The organism is Pectobacterium brasiliense (assembly GCF_016950255.1).
Taxonomy (GTDB): domain Bacteria; phylum Pseudomonadota; class Gammaproteobacteria; order Enterobacterales; family Enterobacteriaceae; genus Pectobacterium; species Pectobacterium brasiliense.
The window spans coordinates 2,842,287-2,866,722 of the sequence record NZ_JACGFN010000001.1 but is presented as its reverse complement, the minus strand read 5'-3'; the positions used below and the strand labels follow the sequence as shown (position 1 = coordinate 2,866,722).

26 protein-coding genes are annotated in these 24,436 nt (G+C 46.5%); 7 read left to right on the top strand and 19 right to left on the bottom strand.

The features are described from left to right. Positions 1–4: 4 nt before the first annotated feature. Positions 5–970: an L-Ala-D/L-Glu epimerase gene (gene ycjG, locus H4F65_RS12720; RefSeq protein WP_172645019.1), complete on the bottom strand. Its 966-nt coding sequence runs from the start codon at positions 968–970 to the stop codon at positions 5–7. Positions 971–1,174: 204 nt separating this feature from the next. On the opposite strand from ycjG, the gene rph reads away from it, so the two are divergent. Together rph and pyrE are read left to right on the top strand one after the other, a co-directional pair. Further along, on the top strand, positions 1,175–1,891 hold the full coding sequence (rph, locus tag H4F65_RS12715; RefSeq protein WP_010285702.1) for a ribonuclease PH: 717 nt from the start codon (positions 1,175–1,177) through the stop codon (positions 1,889–1,891). Positions 1,892–1,948: 57 nt separating this feature from the next. Continuing rightward, positions 1,949–2,590 (top strand): orotate phosphoribosyltransferase, encoded by a 642-nt coding sequence (gene pyrE, locus H4F65_RS12710; RefSeq protein WP_010285703.1) that lies wholly within the window; start codon positions 1,949–1,951, stop codon positions 2,588–2,590. A gap of 53 nt (positions 2,591–2,643) precedes the next feature. Here the strand turns inward: pyrE and slmA are convergent, their stop codons facing one another. The 3 genes from slmA to coaBC all read right to left on the bottom strand — a co-directional run bounded on the left by slmA (position 2,644) and on the right by coaBC (position 5,082). Then, on the bottom strand, positions 2,644–3,240 hold the full coding sequence (gene slmA / locus H4F65_RS12705) for a nucleoid occlusion factor SlmA (protein ID WP_005967978.1): 597 nt from the start codon (positions 3,238–3,240) through the stop codon (positions 2,644–2,646). A 128-nt stretch (positions 3,241–3,368) separates the two neighbouring features. Then, on the bottom strand, positions 3,369–3,827 hold the full coding sequence (dut, locus tag H4F65_RS12700; protein ID WP_010285710.1) for a dUTP diphosphatase: 459 nt from the start codon (positions 3,825–3,827) through the stop codon (positions 3,369–3,371). After that, on the bottom strand, positions 3,805–5,082 hold the full coding sequence (gene coaBC, locus H4F65_RS12695; protein ID WP_010285711.1) for a bifunctional phosphopantothenoylcysteine decarboxylase/phosphopantothenate--cysteine ligase CoaBC: 1,278 nt from the start codon (positions 5,080–5,082) through the stop codon (positions 3,805–3,807). The genes dut and coaBC overlap by 23 nt, the downstream gene beginning before the upstream one ends. A gap of 153 nt (positions 5,083–5,235) precedes the next feature. Between coaBC and radC the strand changes: the two genes are divergently transcribed. The 5 genes from radC to H4F65_RS12670 all read left to right on the top strand — a co-directional run bounded on the left by radC (position 5,236) and on the right by H4F65_RS12670 (position 8,625). Beyond that, positions 5,236–5,901, top strand: a complete 666-nt coding sequence (gene radC / locus H4F65_RS12690) for a RadC family protein (RefSeq protein WP_010285712.1) — start codon at positions 5,236–5,238, stop codon at positions 5,899–5,901. Positions 5,902–6,138: 237 nt separating this feature from the next. Next, complete coding sequence (rpmB, locus tag H4F65_RS12685; protein ID WP_005967968.1) at positions 6,139–6,375, top strand: 50S ribosomal protein L28; 237 nt, start codon at positions 6,139–6,141, stop codon at positions 6,373–6,375. An 11-nt stretch (positions 6,376–6,386) separates the two neighbouring features. Continuing rightward, entirely contained in the window at positions 6,387–6,554 is a 168-nt protein-coding gene (gene rpmG, locus H4F65_RS12680) for a 50S ribosomal protein L33 (RefSeq protein ID WP_002208990.1), read from the top strand. A 215-nt stretch (positions 6,555–6,769) separates the two neighbouring features. After that, a complete protein-coding gene (gene mutM / locus H4F65_RS12675) occupies positions 6,770–7,579 on the top strand; it encodes a bifunctional DNA-formamidopyrimidine glycosylase/DNA-(apurinic or apyrimidinic site) lyase (protein WP_010285719.1) in 810 nt (269 codons plus the stop codon). A 56-nt stretch (positions 7,580–7,635) separates the two neighbouring features. Beyond that, complete coding sequence (locus tag H4F65_RS12670) at positions 7,636–8,625, top strand: glycosyltransferase (RefSeq protein WP_010285720.1); 990 nt, start codon at positions 7,636–7,638, stop codon at positions 8,623–8,625. Between the two features lie 5 nt (positions 8,626–8,630). On the opposite strand, the gene coaD is transcribed toward H4F65_RS12670, so the two are convergent. The 15 genes from coaD to rfaD form a co-directional block, all read right to left on the bottom strand. Further along, positions 8,631–9,119 carry a pantetheine-phosphate adenylyltransferase gene (gene coaD, locus H4F65_RS12665; RefSeq protein WP_010285721.1) on the bottom strand — a complete coding sequence of 163 codons (489 nt, stop codon included), beginning with the start codon at positions 9,117–9,119 and terminating at the stop codon, positions 8,631–8,633. Positions 9,120–9,157: 38 nt separating this feature from the next. After that, the gene (gene waaA, locus H4F65_RS12660; protein ID WP_010285722.1) at positions 9,158–10,435 is read right to left on the bottom strand and encodes a lipid IV(A) 3-deoxy-D-manno-octulosonic acid transferase; all 1,278 of its coding nucleotides are present in this window, start codon (positions 10,433–10,435) and stop codon (positions 9,158–9,160) included. A gap of 512 nt (positions 10,436–10,947) precedes the next feature. Then, complete coding sequence (locus tag H4F65_RS12655; RefSeq protein WP_010285723.1) at positions 10,948–12,012, bottom strand: glycosyltransferase family 2 protein; 1,065 nt, start codon at positions 12,010–12,012, stop codon at positions 10,948–10,950. Next, a complete protein-coding gene (locus tag H4F65_RS12650; RefSeq protein WP_010285724.1) occupies positions 11,999–13,099 on the bottom strand; it encodes a DegT/DnrJ/EryC1/StrS family aminotransferase in 1,101 nt (366 codons plus the stop codon). Before H4F65_RS12650 ends, H4F65_RS12655 begins: the two co-directional genes overlap by 14 nt. A gap of 67 nt (positions 13,100–13,166) precedes the next feature. Then, a complete protein-coding gene (locus H4F65_RS12645; protein ID WP_010285725.1) occupies positions 13,167–13,571 on the bottom strand; it encodes a sugar 3,4-ketoisomerase in 405 nt (134 codons plus the stop codon). 97 nt (positions 13,572–13,668) lie between these two features. Next, positions 13,669–14,439, bottom strand: coding sequence for a glycosyltransferase family 2 protein (locus H4F65_RS12640; RefSeq protein WP_010285726.1), 771 nt, complete (start codon positions 14,437–14,439; stop codon positions 13,669–13,671). Between the two features lie 69 nt (positions 14,440–14,508). Next, complete coding sequence (locus H4F65_RS12635) at positions 14,509–15,408, bottom strand: glycosyltransferase family 2 protein (protein WP_010285727.1); 900 nt, start codon at positions 15,406–15,408, stop codon at positions 14,509–14,511. Between the two features lie 60 nt (positions 15,409–15,468). Further along, entirely contained in the window at positions 15,469–16,428 is a 960-nt protein-coding gene (locus tag H4F65_RS12630) for an O-fucosyltransferase family protein (protein WP_039320456.1), read from the bottom strand. 58 nt (positions 16,429–16,486) lie between these two features. Continuing rightward, positions 16,487–17,506, bottom strand: a complete 1,020-nt coding sequence (gene waaO, locus H4F65_RS12625; protein WP_010285731.1) for a lipopolysaccharide 3-alpha-galactosyltransferase — start codon at positions 17,504–17,506, stop codon at positions 16,487–16,489. Positions 17,507–17,580: 74 nt separating this feature from the next. After that, entirely contained in the window at positions 17,581–18,705 is a 1,125-nt protein-coding gene (locus H4F65_RS12620) for a glycosyltransferase family 4 protein (protein ID WP_010285732.1), read from the bottom strand. Beyond that, positions 18,702–19,772, bottom strand: a complete 1,071-nt coding sequence (gene rfaQ / locus H4F65_RS12615; RefSeq protein ID WP_010285733.1) for a lipopolysaccharide core heptosyltransferase RfaQ — start codon at positions 19,770–19,772, stop codon at positions 18,702–18,704. Before rfaQ ends, H4F65_RS12620 begins: the two co-directional genes overlap by 4 nt. A gap of 212 nt (positions 19,773–19,984) precedes the next feature. Then, complete coding sequence (locus H4F65_RS12610) at positions 19,985–21,238, bottom strand: O-antigen ligase family protein (protein ID WP_236146239.1); 1,254 nt, start codon at positions 21,236–21,238, stop codon at positions 19,985–19,987. A gap of 26 nt (positions 21,239–21,264) precedes the next feature. Beyond that, positions 21,265–22,248 (bottom strand): lipopolysaccharide heptosyltransferase RfaC, encoded by a 984-nt coding sequence (gene rfaC, locus H4F65_RS12605; RefSeq protein ID WP_010285735.1) that lies wholly within the window; start codon positions 22,246–22,248, stop codon positions 21,265–21,267. Next, positions 22,245–23,294: an ADP-heptose--LPS heptosyltransferase RfaF gene (gene rfaF, locus H4F65_RS12600; protein ID WP_010285736.1), complete on the bottom strand. Its 1,050-nt coding sequence runs from the start codon at positions 23,292–23,294 to the stop codon at positions 22,245–22,247. The genes rfaC and rfaF overlap by 4 nt, the downstream gene beginning before the upstream one ends. A gap of 23 nt (positions 23,295–23,317) precedes the next feature. Then, the gene (gene rfaD / locus H4F65_RS12595; protein ID WP_010285737.1) at positions 23,318–24,250 is read right to left on the bottom strand and encodes an ADP-glyceromanno-heptose 6-epimerase; all 933 of its coding nucleotides are present in this window, start codon (positions 24,248–24,250) and stop codon (positions 23,318–23,320) included. Positions 24,251–24,436 lie beyond the last annotated feature (186 nt).

Below are 24,436 nucleotides of genomic sequence, written 5' to 3'. Positions count from 1 at the left end.
GGCGTCATAGCCAAATTCGGCCAAGGTTGTAGGTCAGATAAGGCGAACTGTCGGCGGCCAGCCAGATAGGGCCGTCGAGATCGACGTGTTCAGCATCGGCGGCGACCGGCAGGGCGGCCTCCATCGCCATCGACGAGCCCAGCGTGCAGCCGACCATAATGCGCAGGCCGTGAAAGTGAGCCTCACGCACCATCGCCAGCGCTTCGGTTAGCCCGCCACACTTGTCCAGCTTGATGTTGATCATGTCGTAACGACGGCGCAGCCCGACGATGTCTCCGCTGTGGCGGCAGCTTTCGTCCGCGCAAATCGGAATCGGGTGAGAAAACCGCTGTAAATCCTCGTCCTTACCGACAGGAAGCGGTTGCTCAATCATGGCGACCTGATAAGGCAGCAGAGCGGTGGACAGGCTATGTAAATCCAGCCCGCTCCAGCTCGCTCTCGCGTCGATAATCAATCTGGCGTTGGGCGCGGCAGCACGAATGGCGGCGACTTTCTCCAGAATCAGCTCGCGATCCAGTTTGATTTTTAGCAGCAGGGCACCGTGGGAAACGGCATTGGAGGCGGCGGCCGCCATTCTCTCCACGCTGTCGAGCGCCAACGTTTGCGCACAGATCACGGATGTGGGGGGATAAATGCCGATGCGCTGCCACAGCGTCTGTTTTTCCAATGCGGTGTTGAGCCGCCACAGTGCGCAGTCCAGCGCATTTCTGGCCGCACCCGGTGATAAATCTTTCTGGAGCTGTTCGATGGTCAGACCGTGTTCTATTGCCTCACGGACCGCAGAGAGCTGGCGACATACGCTGTCGGCGGACTCGCCATAGTGGGCGAGTGGCGTACATTCGCCTTGTCCAATAAATCCTTTTTCTTCCAACGCGACGCGGATAACGGTAACCGCACGACGCGTCCCGTTTTCAGCCGCCATAGGACGGGCTAGGGGCAGATTGACCGTTTCAATTTGCATATGCCGCATCATGATTTTTTCTCATCAACGCTCAGGGGATGAACGGACTATTTCATGATGCATCATCACTGACGAATACTTGTTCATCAGTAGGGTATAACCTCAGGTTATACCATAAGTTTGAGGTATGGCTTTCTGATGCCGCTTTCCCGCAACGTGAGTGATTTCGTGTATAATGCGCGGCAGTTTTCATTGACCCACCGGAGATGAGCCATGCGCCCAACAGGCCGAAGTGCACAGCAAGTACGCCCCCTTACATTCACCCGTCATTACACGAAACACGCTGAAGGTTCCGTTTTAGTCGAATTTGGCGATACCAAAGTGTTATGCAATGCCACGGTAGAAGAGGGTGTTCCGCGCTTTCTGAAAGGCCAGGGACAAGGATGGGTCACCGCCGAATACGGCATGCTGCCGCGTGCGACGCACAGCCGTAACTCGCGTGAAGCCGCCAAAGGTAAGCAGGGTGGTCGGACGCTGGAGATTCAGCGCCTGATTGCGCGTTCCCTGCGTGCGGCAATCGACCTGAAAGTGCTCGGCGAATACACCATTACGCTCGACTGCGATGTCTTGCAGGCGGATGGCGGCACGCGTACGGCATCCATCACTGGTGCCTGCGTGGCGTTGGCCGATGCGCTGAACCAGATGGTTGCTAAGGGTAAGCTGAAAAAGAACCCGATGAAAGGCATGATCGCCGCCGTGTCCGTCGGCATCGTGAACGGCGAAGCGCTGTGCGATCTGGAATATGTGGAAGATTCCGCTGCGGAAACCGACATGAATGTGGTCATGACCGAAGACGGTCGCATGATTGAAGTGCAAGGGACGGCCGAAGGCGAACCGTTCAGCCACGACGAATTGCTCACCCTGCTGGCGCTAGCCCGAGGGGGAATTGATACCATCGTTCAGGCGCAGAAAGCGGCCTTAATCGATTGATTTTATAAGCGACCAATTGGTCGCTTTTTTTATATTTGAAGACGAGGAGATGCCGTAATGAAAGCCTACCAGCGCCAGTTTATTGAGTTTGCACTCAGCAAGCAGGTATTGAAGTTTGGCGAGTTCACCCTGAAATCTGGGCGTATCAGTCCCTATTTCTTTAACGCCGGGCTGTTTAATACCGGACGTGACCTGGCCTTACTGGGGCGTTTTTATGCGGAAGCTTTGGTTGATTCTGGCGTGGCGTTCGATCTGCTGTTCGGGCCGGCTTACAAAGGCATTCCGATTGCGACTACCGCTGCTGTCGCGCTGGCAGAACATCACGATCGTGACCTGCCGTACTGCTTCAACCGCAAAGAAGCCAAAGATCACGGCGAGGGCGGCAGCCTGGTCGGTAGCCCGTTACAGGGCCGGGTGATGCTGGTGGATGACGTGATTACGGCCGGTACGGCGATTCGTGAATCGATGGAAATTATCGGTGCACACGGGGCGACGCTGGCGGGTGTGATGATTGCGCTGGATCGTCAGGAACGTGGCCGTGCTGAACTTTCCGCGATTCAGGAAGTGGAACGCGACTATCAGTGCAAGGTGATTTCGATTATTACGTTAACGGATTTGATCGCCTATCTGGCGGAAAAACCAGAGATGGCGGCGCATCTGGATGCGGTGAAAGCCTATCGTGAGCAGTTCGGGGTTTAACGTTGTGAATCAGGAGCCCGCCAGAAATATCTGGCGGGCTTTAATCGTGGTGTTTAGTTCAACTGTGCGGCCAGCAGCGGCCAGCGGGTGTCGAATTCCTGCGTCGGACGATAGCGGAATTCAGAACGAATGAAGCGCGACAGCATCCCTTCGCAAAACGCTAACAGCTGGCTGGCTAGCAGCGTTTCATCATGCTGGAAACCTTTGCCATCGCGTAGCTTGTGCTCGCGCAATACCTGACGCAGCTGCGATTCAATACGCTCAAACAGCTGGTTAATACGCCCTTGCAAGCGATCCTGTTCAAACATCAGCGCGTGCCCGGTCATGATGCGAGTCAGCCCCGGATTCCGTTCCGCAAACCCTAAAATAAGCAGCAAAATCAGACGAAGACGATTAAACGTTTCTTTTTCGTCTTGCAGAATCAGGTTAATGCGGGTGGTCAGGCTATCCTCAATAAATTCAATCAGGCTATCAAACATCCGCGTTTTACTGGGGAAATGCCGGTAGAGCGCCGCTTCGGACACGCCAACATTCGCAGCCAGTTTTGCTGTGGTGATGCGTTGGCTACCGTCGCTGGATTCCAGCATCTGCGCCAGCGCCTGCAAAATTTCCTCGCGGCGATTCCTTTTCGTATTTTCTTTTTCTGCCATGTCTGAAAAGACCCTTGCTAAATATTTGACTGACAAGCACCCGTTAGCGCCACAGTAGCCATTTCCTTTTGAATAGATAGGCGCTGTGGCTTATAGGAATTTTTTACACTATGGGTGGCTGGATCGCGTTAGCTACGGCCGGAGTGGCCGAAGCCGCCTTCTCCACGTTCGCTGCCGACGAAGTCTTCGACCAGATTAAATTCGGCCTGAACGACGGGCACAAAAACCATCTGTGCGATGCGCTCGCCCGGTTCAACCGTGAACGTTTGTTGACCACGGTTCCAGACGGAAACCATCAGCTGTCCCTGGTAGTCCGAATCAATCAGCCCCACCAGATTCCCCAGCACCACGCCGTGCTTGTGGCCCAGTCCGGAGCGAGGCAGGATAACCGCCGCCAGCCCGGTATCGGCAATGTGAATCGCCAGCCCGGTTGGAATAAGCGTGGTTTCCCCTGCTTTGAGTTCAATCGCCTGATCCAGACAGGCACGCAGATCGAGCCCGGCAGAACCTGGTGTGGCATAGGTTGGTAACGGGAATTGCTGCCCAACGCGTGGGTCAACAATCTTAACGTCGATTTTTTTCATCATAACGGCTGATAATCTCGTCGATTAATTTTTGGCCAAGAAGACGCTTGTCGCACTGCGGCAACGGCGTGTCTCCACCTTGCCAAAAAAGGTGTAACGCATTGGTTTCACTGTTAAAACCATGCCCGGAAAGAGAGACGTTGTTCGCGCAAATCAGATCCAGCTTTTTACGCGCCAGTTTTTGCCGGGCGTATTCTTCCACATTCTGGGTTTCGGCAGCAAACCCGACAACATAAGGACGATTTTTCGTCATGGCGGCGACACCGGCGATAATATCTGGATTTTTGACCAGAGTGAGAGTCATTTCATCGCCCTGCTGGTTCTGTTTTTTAATCTTCTCATCGGCGATGTGTTTGGCGCGGTAGTCAGCAACCGCGGCACAGCCGATAACAATGTGCTGCTGGGCTGCGTGTTCCATCACCGCGTGCTCCATCTCCAACGCGCTGCCGACGTCAATACGTGTGACGCCCTGCGGTGTGGCGAGCGACACTGGACCGCTTACCAGTGTGACATTCGCACCACGGGCGGCAGCGGCCTGTGCGATAGCAAAGCCCATTTTCCCGGAGCTGTGGTTGGTGACAAAGCGAACGGGATCCAGCGCTTCTCTCGTCGGCCCGGCGGTGACCAGAATGTTCAGATGTTGCAGATCGTTGATGGCAGAAAAATGACGCTGCGCCAGCCCGACAATCTCCATTGGGTCGATCATGCGGCCCGGCCCAACGTCGCCACACGCCTGACTGCCGCTATCCGGCCCCCAGATCGGTAAACCGCGTGCGGCCAGCGTGCGCAGGTTGTCCTGCGTGGGCTCTGCGCGATACATCTGCTGATTCATCGCAGGGACAACGGCGATAGGGGCAGATGTCGCCAGACAGATCGTGGTCAGCAGGTCATTCGCCATGCCGGCGGCGACTCGTGCGATCAGGTCGGCGGTCGCCGGGGCGAGAATGACTAAATCAGCCCATTTTCCTAACTCGATGTGACCCATTGAGGCTTCCGCCGCGGGGTCAAGCAGGTCGTCTGATACTGGGTAGCCGGAGACGGCTTGCAGCGTCAGCGGCGTGATGAAAGCCTTAGCGGCAGAGGTCATGACAACTCGTACATCGGCTCCGCCATCGCGCAGGCGTCGCACCAGTTCCGGGCACTTATACGCGGCGATGCCGCCGCTGATGCCCAGCACGATTCGTTTTCCGGAGAGTGCATTCAGGCTGGAAAATTCCGTCATCATCATGGTCCGATTGAAAGTCACAAGATGCGCCATTTTACCATAACCTTGCAGTCAGATAGGAATCTTAAGGTGGTTACCGTGGTTTCCCTAAGAAGATTGCGAAGCGCTTCGCAGCCTTTTGTCACCGGTGTCGTCCGGTTTTTACGGGCGTGACATGATGCCGTCGAGCGGTATAGGGAGAAGGTGATGGGCTGGGAAAAGGGATTGGCACCGCGTGAAAAACTGGTGCGTTTAGGGGCGGAATCACTGACGGATGTCGAATTGTTGGCGATTTTTTTGCGCACAGGGTTGCCGGGCGTGCATGTGATGCAGTTGGCAGAGGATTTGTTGACGCATTTTGGCTCGCTCTATCAACTGATGGCGGCCGACCAGTCAGCGTTTCATCATGCCAGAGGCGTGGGGATATCAAAATATACGCAGCTCAAGGCGATCGCAGAGCTGTCGCGGCGGCTATTTTTCTCTCGTCTGGCGAAAGAGGACGCCATGCTGAACCCGGAAGCGACCGGCCAATATTTACAGTTGCTGTTGTCTCGGCGTGAGCGTGAAGTTTTTTTAGTTCTATTTTTGGACAATCAGCACCACGTTATTCGCCATCAGGAGATGTTTGTTGGTACGATTAACAGCGTGGAAGTCCACCCGCGTGAAATTGTGCGTGAAGCGCTAAAAGCAAATGCTGCCGCGCTAATACTGGCGCATAATCATCCGTCGGGAAAAGCGGAGCCGAGTCAGGCTGACCGTGCGATAACCGAACAGATTGTTAAAGCCTGTCTGTTAATGGAGATCCGCGTGCTCGATCATTTGGTTATTGGGCACGGCGAATACGTTTCTTTTGCCGAGCGTGGTTGGATTTAACAGATATTTCCGCGATCCAATGGGATCTTTAGCTGTTCGGGACTTGAGCACTTACGCTTCAGAGCGTATACTACGCCACCTTTGAGAATCTTGGGTGTGGCGTTAAGAGCCTATCTCAGCAGGTTTATCCTGATGACAGAGTCTTTTCAGTGAAGTTGCTGAGATGGGCTCTAAAGCCTGACGAGGCGGCCAAACCCTATACGAAGCTCGAGCTGATTTGATTTTTGGAGAATAGACATGTCCCGAGTCTGCCAAGTTACTGGCAAGCGTCCGGTGGCCGGGAACAACCGTTCCCACGCACTGAATGCGACCAAACGCCGTTTTCTGCCGAACCTGCATTCACACCGTTTTTGGGTTGAAGGCGAGAAGCGCTTTGTAACACTGCGTGTATCTGCTAAAGGTATGCGTGTTATTGATAAGAAGGGTATTGAGACGGTTCTGGCCGATCTGCGTGCCCGTGGTGAAAAGTATTAAGGAACTGAATCATGGCTAAGGGTGTTCGCGAGAAGATCAAGCTGGTTTCTTCTGCTGGTACTGGTCACTTCTATACCACTACGAAGAACAAGCGTACTAAGCCGGAAAAATTGGAACTGAAGAAATTCGATCCAGTTGTCCGTCAGCACGTTCTCTACAAAGAAGCTAAAATTAAGTAATTTCTGCTTCTTGATAAAAACCCGGCCTTGGTCGGGTTTTTTTTCGCCACATACCAGCCAGCATGTCGATTTGATTTAACGATTTTGTGTTAAACACTGTGGATAAAATACGCCAGCAGTGACTCTGTTTCTCATCGTATCCCCTGTTTTTCGGGCTGTCACAGAGGGTATCCTGCTGTTTATGCTAACATAGCCACCTTTATCAGGAGACGCACATGCCTGAATTACCAGAGGTTGAAACCAGTCGTCGGGGAATTTCACCGTATCTTGTCGATCACACCATCCTTTATGCTGAAGTGAGGAACTCACGTCTGCGCTGGCCGGTATCGGCTGAGATCCTCTCGCTGAGTGATGAGCCGGTGCTCAGCGTGCGTCGACGTGCAAAATATCTGCTGATTGAACTGACTCGCGGCTGGATTATTGTGCATCTCGGCATGTCTGGCAGCCTGCGGGTGTTGCCGGAATATAGCGAGCCGGAGAAGCACGATCATGTTGATTTGGTGATGGACAGCGGTAAGGTGCTGCGTTACACCGATCCCCGACGTTTTGGTGCCTGGCTGTGGACGGATAATCTGGAAACCTGCTCGGTATTGGCGCATCTGGGGCCAGAACCACTAGAGGCGGAATTCTCTGCCGATTATCTTTATCAGGCGTCACGCGGTAAAAAGACGGCAATCAAACAGTGGATTATGGATAACAAAGTCGTCGTCGGCGTAGGCAATATTTACGCGAGCGAATCGCTGTTTGCGGCGGGCATCCATCCTGACAGAACGGCTGGATCGCTAAATGAAAGCGACGCAGCCATATTGGTGGGCGTGATTAAACAGGTGCTACAGCTTTCGATTGAGCAGGGTGGCACGACGTTGCGTGATTTTTTGCAATCAGACGGTAAACCCGGTTATTTCGCGCAGGAGCTGCGAGTCTATGGCCGCAATGGTGAACCTTGTCGTACATGCGGAACGCCGATAGAAATCGCGAAGCATGGGCAGCGCAGCACATTTTTCTGTCGCCGCTGTCAGAAGTAATCCTATTTTTCTTTTTCACTGTTATAGCCTAAATATAAAAATTTTCAGAGGGCATTATGAGTCGTGTGGATATCAGCGTCATTGTTCCGATATATAACTGCGAAGAGTTTATCGAGCCTCTTTTTTCATCGTTGCTTGCTCAGGATAATGTCTCTTTTGAAATTATTGCAGTCAATGATGGTTCCACCGATGGCAGCCTTGTGAAATTGAATGAGATAGGCAAATCGGCTACGAATTTGATTGTTGTCAGCCAGGAAAATAAAGGATTGTCGGAAGCGAGAAATACAGGGATTCGGCACGCGAATGGAGAGTGGATTGCATTTGTTGATGGCGATGACTGGTTGGAAAAAGATACGCTATCAACATGGCTCGAAAAAGCTAAGGAACAACATCTCGATCTCTTGATAGGTAATGGCTTCAAGTTTAATGAAAATCCAGAACAAGAAGTAAAAGAACCGATTCAGACGAAGCAGCCATGGGGTGAGGTAATCAGCGGCGATGAATGGATTATTCGGGGTGTAAAACATAATGAATGGTGCCACTTTGCCTGGTTGCAGCTCATACGTCGCAATGTTATCTCATTGAACAATTTAAGCTTTATTCCAGATATGATGCATGAAGACATTCTATGGACGGCGAATTTAGCGCTGGTAACCAAGCGAGTCGGTTTCTGTGAAAAGATGAGTTATGGTTATCGCGTTGGTAATACGCATTCGATCACAAAGTCATCATCAATTGAGAAAATAACCCGCAGAGCAAACAGCTATATTGATATCATGCAGGGGCTGATTTCTCTCGCGACTCAGAACAAAGATAATGCTACTTTAAATAAAGCGTTAATTCGTCATGTTAATCGAGAGAGTCGTCATTTCTTTGGGCTTTTGCGTAAAAAAATATCATCACCTGCTATCCGGCAACAGCTAGCTGAAAAATTTATCTCTACGGGTATTGGTGGGAATTTATTCAAAGGAATGACGTCATTTAATGATTTTTGGTATGCCTTACGTTTTTATTTTACGGTTTACCAATATTCAAAGAAAAAATAATGCATCTACATCTTCTTTGATAGTTTGTCCTGTAAGGCACTAACGATGGCATCGGGTAAGAAATGCGATACGTCACCACCGTGACGAGCCACTTCTTTGACCAGAGAAGATGAAATAAACGACCACTCTTCTGATGGCATCAGGAACACGCTTTCGAGAGTAGGCATCAGGTGGTGATTCATTTTTGCGAGCTGGAGTTCATATTCGAAATCGGCAACGGCTCGCAAACCACGCACAAGAATATTGGCTTTTTGCTGTTGTGCGAAGTGCACCATAAGATCGCTGAAACCGACGACTTCGACGTTCGATAAATGTTGCGTCGCACCCTTTGCCAGCGCTACGCGTTCATCCAGAGTGAAAAGCGTATGCTTGCTCGGGCTGGCAGCGATGGCCAGCACCACATGGTCGAACAGTCGTGATGCACGCGTCAGCAGATCCAAATGACCATTGGTTAGTGGATCGAACGTTCCAGGATAAATCGCTTTGGTTGTCATCACGTCAGCCCTTCATTCACTGTCTTGGTAACGCTGTTTTACTGTGTCCGCTGGGGTAAATAAGGTTCCAGTAGCGTAAGCAGCATCTGTAGTGCACCCTGGTTTTGGTGTAACACTTCCACGGCATGTCGACCATAGTAAAGACGATAATCTTCGTCAGCGAGCAGTTTCCCGACTTCTTTTCCAAGTGAGTCTGCATCGGTCACGGTAATCAGCCCGTCGGCCTGATCGAGTTTGTTGCAGATATCTTTGAAATTGAACGTGTGTGGCCCCATCAATACCGGGATAGCATGAGCTGCCGCTTCTAGCGGGTTATGCCCGCCTCGTTCAACCAAGCTTCCACCGACAAAAGCCAGATCGGCGATGCCATATAACAGCATCAGCTCGCCCATGGTGTCCCCAATGACGACCTGCGTGTTTGCAGGAGGCTGTTCACCACTGCTGCGCAGCGTGTAGGTGAATCCCAGATTCTCTGTCAGTGCCTGCGTGGTGGCGAAACGTTCCGGGTGGCGAGGCACAAGAATGAGGAGTAAGTCAGGGTAGGTGGCAAGCAGCTGTCGGTGAGCGGCCAGAACGATCGCTTCTTCACCTTCGTGCGTACTGGTGGCTATCCATACCGGACGGTGTGGCGCCCACTGTCGACGTAATGTAATGGCTCGTGCCGCCAGTTCTGGCGTCACGGAAATATCAAATTTGAGGCTGCCAGTCACTTTCAGGCTGGAGCGCTTCAAGCCAAGATCGATAAATCGATTCCCGTCTTCCTGATTCTGTGCGGCGACGAGGGTAATGCGCCGCAAGATATGGCGCATGAGTTTCCCGATCTTTTTATAACCCGCAGCAGAGCGTTCTGACAGCCGGGCATTCGCAATGACCAGCGGAATGTCGCGTTTGTGTAGCTCTGCGATCAGATTTGGCCACAGTTCGGTCTCCATAATGATGACGATTTTCGGACGAACCTGGTCAAAAAAACGTTTCAGGGCACAGGGCAAATCATAAGGCAGGTAAACGTGATAGACCGTGTCGCCAAACGCTGAACGCACGCGCTCGGAACCGGTTGGCGTCATGGTTGTTACTGTAATAGGCAGATTGGGATAACGATGGCGCAGCGCTCTCACTAAGGGAATGGCGGCCAGCGTTTCACCCACCGACACCGAATGCAGCATGATACCGTCTGGCTTAACCTTCTCTGCACAAAAGCCGTAACGTTCACCCCAGCGCCGACGATAGGCAGGAGCCTTGCGGCCACGAAGCCACAGACGAAGCCAAATCAACGGTTGGATGAGGTACAGGATAATGGTGTAGAGAGTTTGTAGCATAAGATTTACTGTTATCGGTTATCGCTGGGATGATTTTATCGGGTTCGTGAGGATAAGGCTATTTGTAAAACGGATGTCGTTTATTCCCCAACCGATTTTTCTAAAAATCGCTGGCAGATGCGCGCAATGGCCACAATCGTTGAATCTGATACGGGATAAACAGACAACTGAACAAGCTAGAAGATCCAACTATAATCCACACGCACCTGAATTATGAGACGTTTGTATCTATTTTGAGTTTTTGTGTAAGATACGTTTTATTTTTCTTATGGCACCTTTGCTTTCATTAATAATATTATTCTTTAGCCGCTGAAAAGAGTAAAAATAACCATGATCGGTAGTGTAATTTATCTTTTCTTTCCAGAATTACAATAGAGTCTTTGAGTTTACTGTAGTGGTTTTTGTTAAGTTCTCTTAGTGCCTCTTTGGTAATATTACGGTATTTTTCCTCTTCCCAATATTGGTTTTCGACTAAATTAGAAAACCTTGAATAAGGGGAAGAGAACAACTTACTAGATGTAATCTGAGTAATGTACCTGTGGTTTTTTTTTCTTCATGGATTTTTTGTATTTTATTGTAAATAAAGAAAGTATTGTTATTTCTCTTTTTCCATCAGGGAATCTGTTTCTTTTAAGAATCCTCCCCCACCATTTTATAATGGTGCTGAATTCTTTTTTTACTGATTTTTTTATTTCACTAATTACACGAGCTTCCTTTAATAATCCTGCTGCTCTATTGTTAAGGGAAAACGATTTAATATAAACATCAAATTTTTCGCTATATATATATGCACTATACCAATCAATTAATGTTTTTGGGTTTTCTCTTTCTGGCCAGTACCTCTCAAGATATTCTGTAACTATTTTCAGTTGCCTAATCGTATTTTTGTGTACGTTACCATCATGCAATCTATAAAAACAGGAGTTATCTTTTTGTATTAAAAAACTGTAGTGAGGGTTTTCCTGAATATATCTAAATACTTTAGTTCGAAGAACTAGATCATCTCCCGTCATATCTTCATCGAAACCACCGACTGCATCAATTACTGACTTTTTAAAAATGGAGCCTTGAATATAAAACGCACCAAATTCGGAATATTCAAATTCTAGCAGATCGTCAATATTTTGTGTTTCTTGAGAATAAAGAGAAAGCGCTTGGAAATTCTCGTTTACATACCCTTCATTATTAATGCTAACTGCTTTTGATGAGGCAGAAAATGCTAATTCTGGTGAGTTATTCATCGCCTCTATTTGTTTTAACATAACATTAGGATTGTATACGTCATCCAGAGCTATAAATGTTATGAGTTCACCTTTGGCAACTTTATATGCGTTATTAAAATTCTTTCCTATATTACCCGTGTTTTCTTGAGAAATAACTTCCATTCTTAATGGGATTTTTTGTGATAATTCACGTAAAAGATTCACACTGTTATCTTGAGAACCATCGTCAATGGCAATGATTTCAATGTTAGGGTAATCGATATTACAAATGGATTTTATATTCTCTGCTAAAAAAGAGGCGTGATTATAGCCTAGACAACATATCGATAATAAATTTTTATTATATCCAGGCATTAATAACCTCCACGACTTTCTGGACTTCTTCATCGCTCATAACAGGACTAATTGGCAGGGAAATGACTTCATTATGAATCTTTTCTGTTATAGGGAGACTGATGTCTGACCATTCTCTATAGGCACCCTGTTTATGAGGAGGAATAGGATAATGGATTAGTGTTTGAACACCATTCAGTATGAGGTGCTCTTGAAGTTCCTTTCTTTTTTTGCATCGAATAACAAATAAATGCCAGACGTGGGATGATTGATTTTTGATAAACGGCAATGATATCTTTTCATTTTTTATCTCTTTTAAATACCTATTTGCTATTTCTTGCCGACGTGCTGTTTCCTGTGGAAGATACGCTAACTTCACAGATAGCATAGCGGCCTGAATTTCATCTAATCGGCTGTTGAGACCACAATATATATTTTTATATTTCTCGTGTGAGCCGTAGTTTCTAAGTGCTCTAACTGTTTCCATTAATTCATAGTCGTTTGTTGTTATTGCACCAGCATCTCCTAAAGCACCTAGATTTTTACCAGGATAAAAACTAAAACCAGATGCATCGCCCCAGTTTCCTGCTTTACGGCCAGATATATGTGCGCCATGTGCTTGGGCACTATCTTCAAGGACTAATAAATTGTGTTCTTTGGCTAGTTCTAGTAATTCCTCCATAGGCGCTAGCTGACCATATAAGTGAACAGGAAGAATAACTTTTGTTTTTTTACTAATTGCAGCCTTGATGTTGGCTATGTCAATATTATAGGTGCTACAATCAGGCTCTACTAATACTGGTGTTAAATTATTTTCTGTAATAGCCAGGATCGATGCTATATAGGTGTTTGCGGGAACAATTATTTCATCGCCATCTTTTAATTTACCCTGTATTTTCCATGCGCGAAGAATAAGGATTAATGCATCTAAACCGTTTGCAACTCCAATGGCATATTTGGTACCGCAAAAAGAAGAGAACTCTTCTTCGAATCGTATAAGTTCGCTTCCAGAAATGTATGATCCTGAATCTATGACTCTTGCACAAGCGTCTTTCAGTTCTTTTTGATATTTATTATTGATGGCTTTTAAATCTAAAAAATTAACCATAATTAATTTTCCTTATAAATCATTATTAAATAATTGAAAAATATCTGGTGCATATTTTGAGTAAATATTAGCTTTCACTCTTTGTTATTCTTATAAATTCATCATAATTTCTTATATAGTCAGATTCATCATATAAGCTATCGGCTAGTACCATGAGTACACAGTCGTCAGAAAAATTATACATTTCTCTCCACATAAATGATTCTATTAAAAGCCCTTGTGCGGGATTATCTAGTAATATACTTATTTTTTCTATTCCATCATCCAGAAGAAAACGGCAGGAGCCTCTCACGGCGATAACTACCTGTTTTAGTTGTCGATGAGCATGAAATCCTCTCCTGACTTCTTCTTTAGTATTAAACATGTAATACACACGTTTAATTTCAAATGGAATGTTTTTATCTTTCTCCAACGCAATAAGTGAACCTCGTTCATCTCCATGCGTTTGTAATTGTAATAAATTTATTTTCATATAGCCTCTTTAGAGTGTTTGTCAGATGGATTATTTTTATTTTACTAAATGGCTATTTGTCCTGAAAATAAAAAATTCCTCTATGGTGTGTCTAAATTTAATTTTCTGGTTTTTTTCTGTTATTTAGTTCCCAAAGGCCAGCATATTTATTAAACGTATATTGAAAATTCACTATGGCAAGTAATAATCCTTGTTTTCCATCGAGAAAGCCTGCACGTAATATCCACGTTTTTATAAATGCAGAAATAGCGTGGGTATAAATAGCTAAATAACTACAATGTTTACCTTTCTGGAATCGTTCCCTCGCCCAGATTTTTGCGTACATTAACTGCTTTTCTTGAAAGGAAAAAAAATCACGGCAGGTGAGATGCTCAAGGTCGCCCTGTAAAGTAACTACTTCTGCTTTTCCATAATCAAGGGATTCATGTACATCATTGCCATTATAATAATAATTACTAGGATAAAGGCGAATAACGTGATCAGGATACCAACCACTATGACGCATAAAGCGTCCCAAGAATAAATTACTGCGAGCAAATCGATACACGGTATCTTTTTTTGGTGAATTCAATACCGCTTCAATAGATTGACGTAAAGCAGGTGTGATGCGCTCATCGGTATCGATCATTAATATATAATCGCCAGTGGCATATTGTTGAGCAAGTTGCCGCTGTTTTCCAAAGCCAGGCCATGACGTGTTTTTGAAAAATTTTGCACCATATTGGTATGCAATTGCTTGTGTATTATCATTGCTACCGGAATCTAGTACGACGATTTCGTCAGCCCAGCCAACGGATGAGAGACAATCAGCAAGTATTTCTTCAGCATTCAAACTGATCAATACAACAGAGAGACGAGGGCGATGCATCGTTGACTCCAGTGTTATTTATTTTGATTTCACATAATCTAAAGTGACTTTATTTAAAGTTATATATCTTTAGATATGAAAACTAATCGCTGTTGTTTTGTTTTCGTCAATTTCATATTTTGATCTTGGGTGTTTTCCTGTTAATGCACATTTAAATATTTTTAGTGCAGTAGTATAGGTGCATTTTGATTTATAAATATACTTTACAGAGTGGAATATGTTTTTTGCTATGCTGTTTTTATTTCTTTGATTTGTTTTTCTTAGTATTAAGGCATATCCATGCTCAAGTTTTGAACTTTCTTTCATTTCCTTATAATTGCATCCGAATCCTGATAAGTTATGATGTATTTCGCCAATACAGGTTCCCTTTACATCATCGAATCTGTTTATATTTAATAAAAAACTGTCATCTGCTAAATAAAAAGCATACCGTTCATCAAATATAAAGCCAGAATGGCTGAGGGTTTTCTCACACAAAGAGCGAGATATTGCTAACCCAGAACCGCATGTTAGTATGTTCTTAGCGTTGAAGTTACCGAGAGGAACATGTTTGAGGGTGTCTCTATAGACTGGTGTATCAAGCTGATTATTGTGATTCTCTAGGTATACTTGGGGGCAGATGATTTCACTGTCGCTATTTTCAATTATATTATAGAAGAAGTCTGGATTTATTTTTGTATCTTGATCTAAAATTACAAAAAAATCATGTTTTCCTTTTTTTAAAAGGAAGTTGTATACTTTGCTTAAAGATGTATTTCTAATATCCTGATATATATCAGAAGATATCTTTAATGATTTACACTGTTCGATATATTTTTCTAAATCTCTATTTTCCAGTAATTTTGGACCATTATTCCATATGGTAATAGTTAGTTCGATATTATCTAATTTTGCTTCAAATACGGATTTTACAGTTTCTGATTTTGTTACTTCAGTATTGTAAGTGACGATAACTGCGTTTATCTTCATACAGACAACCTATGTTTCATTCTCTATGTTATCTATCATAACAAAATTTAATTAAAAAAATTAATTTTCAGCAGTTTTTGTTTTATCATCTAAAATCAAAAACTCACCCGGTAAATTATATAAATATCTGTCTTTAGGTGGATGACCATCTCTACAAAATTTAGTTACCGCTGATATTGATGTGAATGTCGACATGTCCGTGCCGATAAATATATCGCTGCGTGCTGCAATTTCAAAATCAATGATCGATGCTTCTAATGCATTTTTAGGGTTGAACTCATTCTCGGTAGCTGTATTTTTCTCTTTTAGTTTTAATCCAAATCCATCTCTTGCTAAATGTTCTATATCCTCGAATGAGCAGGTTAGAGCACTTTTATCATAAGTAATATAAAGTGTTTTTAGAGAAGGTAAGGTTTTTTTTATTTTACTAAATATGTGATTGCAACGCTCTAATGGTGTTGAGTTAACCCCATTGGGTTTTTTCTCCCATGAGTCTTCAATGTCTAACGGCCAATCACTTTCTATTCGTAATTGACAAACAGCATCATATGGATGTGCGTGTGAAATAAAATACTCTATCTTGTCTTCTATGTATTTAGATGGTGTCAAATATTTAAAAAAATCTATTACTATATTTCTATGTTCATAGTTTTTATTGTTTATAAATTCGTTGACGATAGATTCGCCTTTGAAAAATAGTTTGTCAGGGTTGAGTTTTTTCCCTGTATATCGAGAAGTAATATAGTTGTTTATTTTTATATTGTACTTTTCGAAGAAAACATCCATTGATTTTTTATCGAATACTGTGAATAGATCTATGTCTCTATAGAAGAGTTTATATATGTAAGAGAAATAAATTTTATCTCTCAGTTTTTTTTTGCTTTTATTAGCGATGAAATTAATAAAGTAGGGCAATGCTATGGGAGATTTTTTTTCTATAGCTTCAATTAATAGGGCAAGAAAAATCATTTTTTGATTATTCAACCCACCACCTGTTCTTTTTAGAAATAATGCTCTCATTATTTATGCTCCTAATTTTTCTCTAATTTTTTTCTTTTGATGGTTTGATGGCATTGTTTTATTTTGATAGAGCTTTTTTATAGAAGTATTTTAAGTAACTAACTATACTTGATATAACTTCATTATTATTAAACTGATGTTTAGCACAATATCTCATATTACTCGTGGTTGTAGCTTGCAGTAAGGGGGACTGATTCCACGGGGATGCTCTTTTAGCATCTAGAAAATACTCCGTGCAAGCGTAATGTTCAGCCCATTTATGCCAGGGTTTTGTTGGCCCAATATAATGAATCATAACCGTATCATCCTTTATAGGATTGACTGGCTTAGGCTTACTAAGTTCATAATTAATGCTATATTGTGTGTTGTATTTTTTATCAAGCCATATTGTTTTGTCTATAAGTAAAATGTTTAATATGTCTTGATCAAGATAAGATATTTTTGACTTTATTTTCTCATCTGCAAGAAGAGACATGGCCTGTGAACTAATATCGTTTTTTTGCCATTGTGCGAGGTTGATATATAAGAATCCAGCATTAAAATATCCGGCATTGATTCCTGGTTCATCAAGCGCCTTTGCTCGTTTTTCCCACCAAACCTTGTCTTCTTCTGCGACCACTGCCGCAATGTTGTTGTTGAATTCGATTCCTAACAGCTGATGTAGTGAGCCTTTGCAAACAATGTCAGCATCGATATAAAGAAGCGTTTCAATTTCTGGGTAAAGTAAATCGGCAATCACAAAGCGAAAATAGGTGGCATAAGACCAGTTTTTGGTGCTGGGAAGCGATTTCAGTTCATCGCAATTTACAATGTAAAGACTAATATCTGCATTATATTGAGTGCTGAGGTTTTGAAAATTTTCCTCTTCATCATCACTTAATGAGTCAGTGAATATATGAAATGAAAATTTTATGTCAGGATTGTGGAGCAAGATTGATGCTGCTGAAATGGCGCAGCCAAACATAAAATTTTTATCAATACCGTAAGCGATATTTAGCGTATCGGATTCTGAATTTTCCGCTAAGGGGCGAATAAATGAAACTTTTCTTTTTATAACACCTTGCGATGAAAAATACATAGTGAACTCGGTTATGGCTCTTAAAAATAAATAGGGATCAACGCGTTATTTTGGCAGCAATATACTGCGTTCGTTTAACGAGCGTTTGCGCTGGTAATCAACTGTGCCGCTTTTTCTGGCAGACTGTAAATATCTTCTGTATCGGCAAAATGGCGGGCATTTTCTGCCCACTGTTTAAGCGTTTCTGGCTGACGGAGTGCATGTGACAACGCGTGATTCAGTGCTGTCTGGCTAAAAGGCTCAGGAATGACCTGTCCGGCCCGCGAACGCTCAATGTAAAAAGCATAACCGCACGCATCGGTGACAAGTATCGGTAATCCAGCCGCGATAGCCTCAAGTAAAACGATGCCTGCGGCTTCCTGATGAGCCGGATGCAGTAACAAATCCGCGGCTGCCATGAAGTTAGGAATGTCGTCTCGGCCAGAGAAGAACTGTATTTGTTTACCGATGCCGAGCTGCTCTGCCTGTTGTTGAAACGGTTTTGGGTCGTCCTGGCCGACAACCAGCAGCGTTACGCGTTGACGCAGTTCCTGTGGCAAGCTGGCGATAGCAGCCAGACTGCGGCCAACGCCTTTGCGTTTGAAGTCGGAACCGACTTGTAATAGAACAAATCCATTTTCATCCAGTTGGTTCTGCTGACGGAAGCGTGATCGCGTAGCTGGAGAGCGCGTGCTGTATTTTCTGTCCAGCGAAATACCCGGCGGTAGCATAAAAAAGCGTTCATCTTGTGTGCCGTAATGCTTCTGAAAATGAGCAATTTGTCGTGGCGTCAGCATCAGCATGCGCGTGTGGCTGTTTTTATCGAATACGTCTCGTTCAAGTGCTGCGTAGCCGCGGTAGCGGGGTGTTAGTCGATAAAAGAAGCATTTTTCCTGAACCGCCTTTTCTGCCGTACATCCTTCAGCAGCATAGTAGAAGTCCAGTCCTGGCATTTTGCTAAATCCGACAACACGGTCGACCGGGGATTGTTGTAAATGGCGTTGTATCCAGTCTGAAAAACGGCGATGGCGCGTATGATTACCCAGCCCAGAGATAGGCACGAGAACGATGTCGAACCCTTCAGGTTTGTCGCCTTGCCATTCGCTGGTGTAAACACGAATGTCGTGGCCTTGTTTTTGGCACGTTAGTGCAATGCTCAGAAAATCCCGCTGTAGCCCGCCGAAAGGAAAGAATTTATAGACGCAGAATGCGATTTTCATTTGATGTTCTCTTCCTGCGACTCTTGTAGCATGTGTTCTGATGCCTGAATAACCGCTTGTGCAGGAATGCAGGACAAGTATTTAACCGTCTGATCGTAATTCTGTTGGGCTGGCATCTGCTGATATTCACCTGCCCAAATCTGCTTATAGCGATCGCACCACGGGCGCCATAATTTGTAGTCTGTTGGGCCAAACAGGCACACTAGCGGTGTATTCAATGCGGCAGCCATATGCATCGGAGCTGAATCCACACCGATATACAACACCGCGTTGTCAATTAACGCCGCCAGCTCAAGAAAACTCGTTTTACCCGCAAAGGCCATATCGGGTTTATGCGTGCACTGTGAGTGAATGTCGCGCACCACGTTTAAATCGTCTTCTGAAGGACCACAGGTCAAAACGACTTCCAGATTTTTTGCTTTAAGGTAGTCAATGACCTGAGCGAATTTGCCGTTGTCCCAGTATTTGTAATATTGGCGAGTCGTGGGTTGAATGACGACGTAGCGTTGCGTTAAAAGTGTAGAGCGTTGATCAACGATACTTTGGGCATCTTCCTGACGATAATGCAGCGATAATGTAGAACGTGTATTTGACGCCGGCAGGTTGAGCGGGGTGAGGAGATGAAGGTTTTGCTCAACAATATGCGCCCCCATTGGCGGAACGCAGGTGCTGAAAAATGAGCGCCAAATCTTTCCCTTCAGATTATCGCCCCGATCGAGAGCAATACTGTGACATCCCAATGATTTTACCAATAGGGCAATGGGCCACTGATCGGCCAGATTGACGATCAAATCGTAATTGTTTTTCTTGAGTTCTTGCCTGATTTCTTTGAAATCAGCGATCTTTTCCAAAAGCGAGCCAGTCTTTCTTTTGAGCCCATAAAGCTGATTTATCTCTGGATTGGCGGAGAGAATCGGCATCGTATCCTGATACAGTAATACGTCAATTTTGGCGTCAGGGTAATTGGCTTTCAGCGTGCTGATGAGCGGAGTGGTCAGCAGCATATCGCCATGATATCTGAGCTTTACCACGAGAATCCGGTGATAAGGGATGATGCGTTGACTCACTCGCTTTCCTTCATGTAATCAAATGGTTGTTTTTTACAGGCACGCTACCGCCCCTGGCTCGACAGCTACCAGTTGACTGAGATGATCCGAAATGTCGCGGCGATTTGCGGTGCGCAAATTTATCGCGCACGTATTCAAATCCAGTATGGTACTAAAACCCACATCCCTCTCACAGAGGTAAATGTTATTGCCATATGCTAATTATAACAGGGCTAATTCTTTAGCCATTTTCCGGTCAGCGTTGTGCCAAGGCAAAACGCCATAAGCCACGCAATGAGCATGTCTCGTGAATAGAGAATGACATCGCTAAGTCCATACATCAGCAGGGCAAAAAGCAGCGCAGCAGAGAGATGGCTACGTAGAACAAAAAATGAAAAATAAAATAAAGAGGCATAGAGCAACACAAGCAATATTGCTCCTGGTAGTCCCTTAAGGGAGAAGGCATCAATCACTTCGTTATGCAGATGGACATCCAGATATTCCACCGCACCCGCTAAGTTCGGTTTTTGTTCTGCTTGTGCAACGATTCGCTCTGCGCGCTGTTCGGCGGACTGCCCCAATAACGCTTCTTCCCCGGCTTCGATACCTGATTGATACATCGCGATTCGTGCACCAACCGAGGTTCTGCTGTTATTCATACTATAGCTGTGTACGTCATTAATCAGATCGTTGACACGCTGATGAATCGTCTCTTGGAAGAGGAATAAGCACAGGAGCAGGGTGGCTGCTGAGCCGACGAATGCCTTGATAAACAATCGCTTATTGTGTCTCACCTCGGACAATAAAATGGTTGCGCCAACAATGGGATAGACGAGTATGGCAGCCCGGGTTTCTGTCAGAAAAATAGCGATGGTGACTAACAGAAAGTGCCCTAGATAAAGGTAATATTTATAAGCCGAATCGAGCTTAAGCAGTGCCTGTGCGCTTAACGCACCAATGAAGGTTAGAAAATAGGCTGCGCTAGTTGCAGTGCCAAATACCAGCCCAATACGGTGCATTCCACTGAACAAGGACTGATAGAATGCATAGCCCAGTGTGAATACACATATTGCGATAATGCAGAAGAGTGAGTGTCGCTGATTTTTTTGCGAGATATGCAGGGCTGTCAGCAGGATAAATGCACCCAGAATCCCGGCATGCGCGGATGTCCTATAGGCGTTATACACATAAGAGAAAAGGCTCTCTGATTGATAATAATGGTGATACCAAATGAGATTGGTTAAGCCGATAGCCAGCAGGCAAAGTGGAATCAGTAACCGCCGTTTAGCTGCAATTATTGTTCTTAAATGTGTCGCTACATAAAAAATAGACAGCGCACCTGTGAGATAAAAAAGCCACCCGGCAATAATGCTACTAAATGGCATGATAGCTAATGTGAGTAAACAGCCTGGGAAAATCGCTTTCAGTGCGATAGCCGCACTTATACTGGGCGCTTTTCCCAGTTCGTACCTTAATTCATTGAGCATGTATTTGTTCACAGTCGGGAGCGATATCACTCGCCTGATGCAGGTAATTCTATCAGCTTCTCTAATTTCTGATGGACGAGGTTAGCGGGAATTGTCTCCATTTTCTGGCTTTCGGACATTTCCGCCACCTGATTCATCCCGTAGCCGCCAATCAGCCCTGGGTCAGTTGGCCCGTATAAGGTGATATTCGGACGATCCAGCGCTGCCGTCAGATGGCTAAGCCCGGTATCGACGGAAATGACTGCTTTGGCACCCGCAAGCACCTCGGCGACCTGTTGCAGCGTGAGGCGTGGTAAGACGTCAACGTGCGGAAAGCCTTCCGCCAGCCGTAATGCACGCTGGTGCTCATGCGACGCTCCCCAAGGGAGTTTGATGCGTAATCCACTCGGTGCCAATAGGGCAATCAGTTCACGCCAGTGCGCTTCCGGCCAGTGTTTTTCATCACGCGTCGTGGCGTGGAGAAACACCAGATAGCGATTGGCGTCTGCGGGCGACTGGGAGAGAAAACGTGAGGCAATCGCATAGTCGCCGCGCTCGGTGGGTTTCCGATAGTTCAGGCTGGCGGCAAACAGTTCCCGTACGCGCTCGACGGCATGCTGCCGACGGCTTATTGGGTGGCGGTAGTTATAAAACCAGCTTGCCAGTGGTTCACGCGCACTTTTGCAATCCAATCCGTGCTTCTTTCCGTTGGCGAGTCGCGTCACCAGCAGCGCGCTTTTAATCAGCCCTTGCGCATCAATAACCGCATCATAGCGATACTGGCGTAGCTGGCGTGTGAACTCTGCACGCTCCTGACGTATCGGGGCGCTGAACCAGCTTTTGCGCCAGCGGCGTATTGCGACGGGAATCACGCGAGAAACCGCCGGGTGCCAACTGGGAACTTGCGCGAAACCTTCTTCAACCACCCAGTCGAACTGGATACCGGGAATAGCCTGCATTGCGTCGGTCAAGGCGGGCAATGTATGCAGCACATCGCCCATCGACGATGTTTTCACAATCAGCACTCTCATGCGTCCGCTCCCGGAATGAGATACTTATCCAGTGCGTTGAGCACGCGTTCGGGCTGAATGTCGATCAAACTCTGGTGATAACCCTGTTCGGCATCCCCTTTGCGCACTCGGTGATAGCCGGTAATCAGGCGAATCACCTCGGCCTGATGGGACAGTGGCGGGGTAAAATCGGGGCTGCTTGGGCCATAAAGCGCGACAAGCGGACGATGAAGTGCCGCCGCAACGTGCATGAGCCCAGAATCGTTGCTGACGACGGCGTGGCAAGCGGCAATGAGCACTACCGCCTGTTCCAGCGAGGTTTTCCCCGCCAGATTGGCGCAATGTTGTCGCGCCTCTTCCGTTAATCCCTGAAGGATATCGTCACAGGCCGAACGGTCATTGGCCGAACCGAACAGCGCTATCTGGTAGCCGCGCTCGATCAGTGCTTGTGCCAACGCCGCATAGTGATAATGCGGCCAGCGTTTGGCGGGGCCAAACTCGGCACCGGGGCAAAAGCCGATGATGGGACGCGTATCGCTGAGCTCGAAGGCCTGCATCACGTCCGCAATTTCGGCCTGATTGACCTGCAACTGCGGCCACAGTAGCGGCTGCGGTAGATCCTCAGCACGATGAATACGGCTACGATCGTAGGCTAACGCGGCATAGCGCTGAACCATCAGCGGAAATGCGGCTTTATCCAACACGCGTACGTCGTTCAGCAGCCCGTAACGCATTTCGCCACGCCAGCCTGTACGCTGCGGAATGTTGGCAAAGAAGGGGACCAGCGCGGATTTAAAGGAATTAGGTAGCACGTAAGCGCGGTCATAGCCCGCACCGCGCAGCGATACGCCAAGACGGCGACGTTCGCCCAGCTCCAGTGCACCGTGACCTAATGGCATGGCTAACGCCTGATTGACTTCCGGCATCCGTGCCAGCAGCGGACGGCACCAGGCCGGTGCCATCACGTCAATGACCGCTTCCGGGTGTTCAGCCTTCAACGTGCGATAAAGGCTGTGCGACATCATCATATCGCCGACCCAGGAAGGGCCGATGACCAAAATTTTCATACCGCTTTTGAATCCTTATCCGATTAAACGGTACGGTTCAGCCAGGCCATATATTCCGCCACGCCTTCGGCGACGGTTTTGAACGGCTTGTCATAGCCAGCGGCACGCAAATTGGTGAGGTCGGCTTGTGTATAAGCCTGATAGCGGCCTTTCAGCTTCTCAGGGAACGCGATGTATTCCACGCTGCCTTTTTTATGGAAGGCGAGGGTGGCGTCCGCGACAGCCTGGAAGGATTCGGCGCGACCCGTACCGCAGTTGAAGATGCCGGAAACACCGTTTTGCCAGAACCACAGGTTGACGGCCGCGACATCACCGACGTAGATGAAGTCACGCTGGAAGTTCTCGCTACCGGAGAACAGCTTCGGATTTTCACCCTGATTAATCTGGTTATTCAGGTGGAATGCGACGCTCGCCATGCTGCCTTTATGGCCTTCGCGCGGTCCGTAGACGTTGAAATAGCGGAAACCGCAGATCTGCGATTCCGCTTCCGGCAGAATTTCACGCACGTACTGGTCGAACAGGAATTTGGAATAGCCATAAACGTTCAACGGCTGCTCGTATTGGCGCTCTTCGATAAAGTTATCGTTGCGGCCGCCGTAGGTTGCGGCAGAAGAGGCATACAGGAACGGAATGTTGCGATCGAGGCAGTAGTGCAGCACGTCTTTAGAATACTGATAGTTGTTATCCATCATGTATTTGCCATCCCACTCGGTGGTGGAAGAGCAAGCGCCTTCATGGAATACGGCATCGATATCGCCCAGATCGTCACCTGCAACGATGCTGGCGATGAAATCTTCTTTATCCACGTAATCTGCGATGTCCAGATCGACCAGATTGGCGAACTTGGTGCCGTCTTTCAGGTTATCGACAACCAGAATGTCCCGATAGCCGATGTCATTCAGAGATTTTACGATATTGCTGCCGATAAAACCGGCACCGCCAGTAACGATAATCATGGGCGCGACCTTTATTAATCTTGCCGGTGAGGCACCGCGCCCCACACTGTTTATGACCGCTATAATAGCATTTCATTTTACCGCAAGCAGCCAGAGCTTAATTTATCACGTGTTGCCCCCACGTTTTTAAGATGATTCAGGCCGTGACGAAGCCAGCATTTTCAGACTGTTTACCCCGCATTTCTG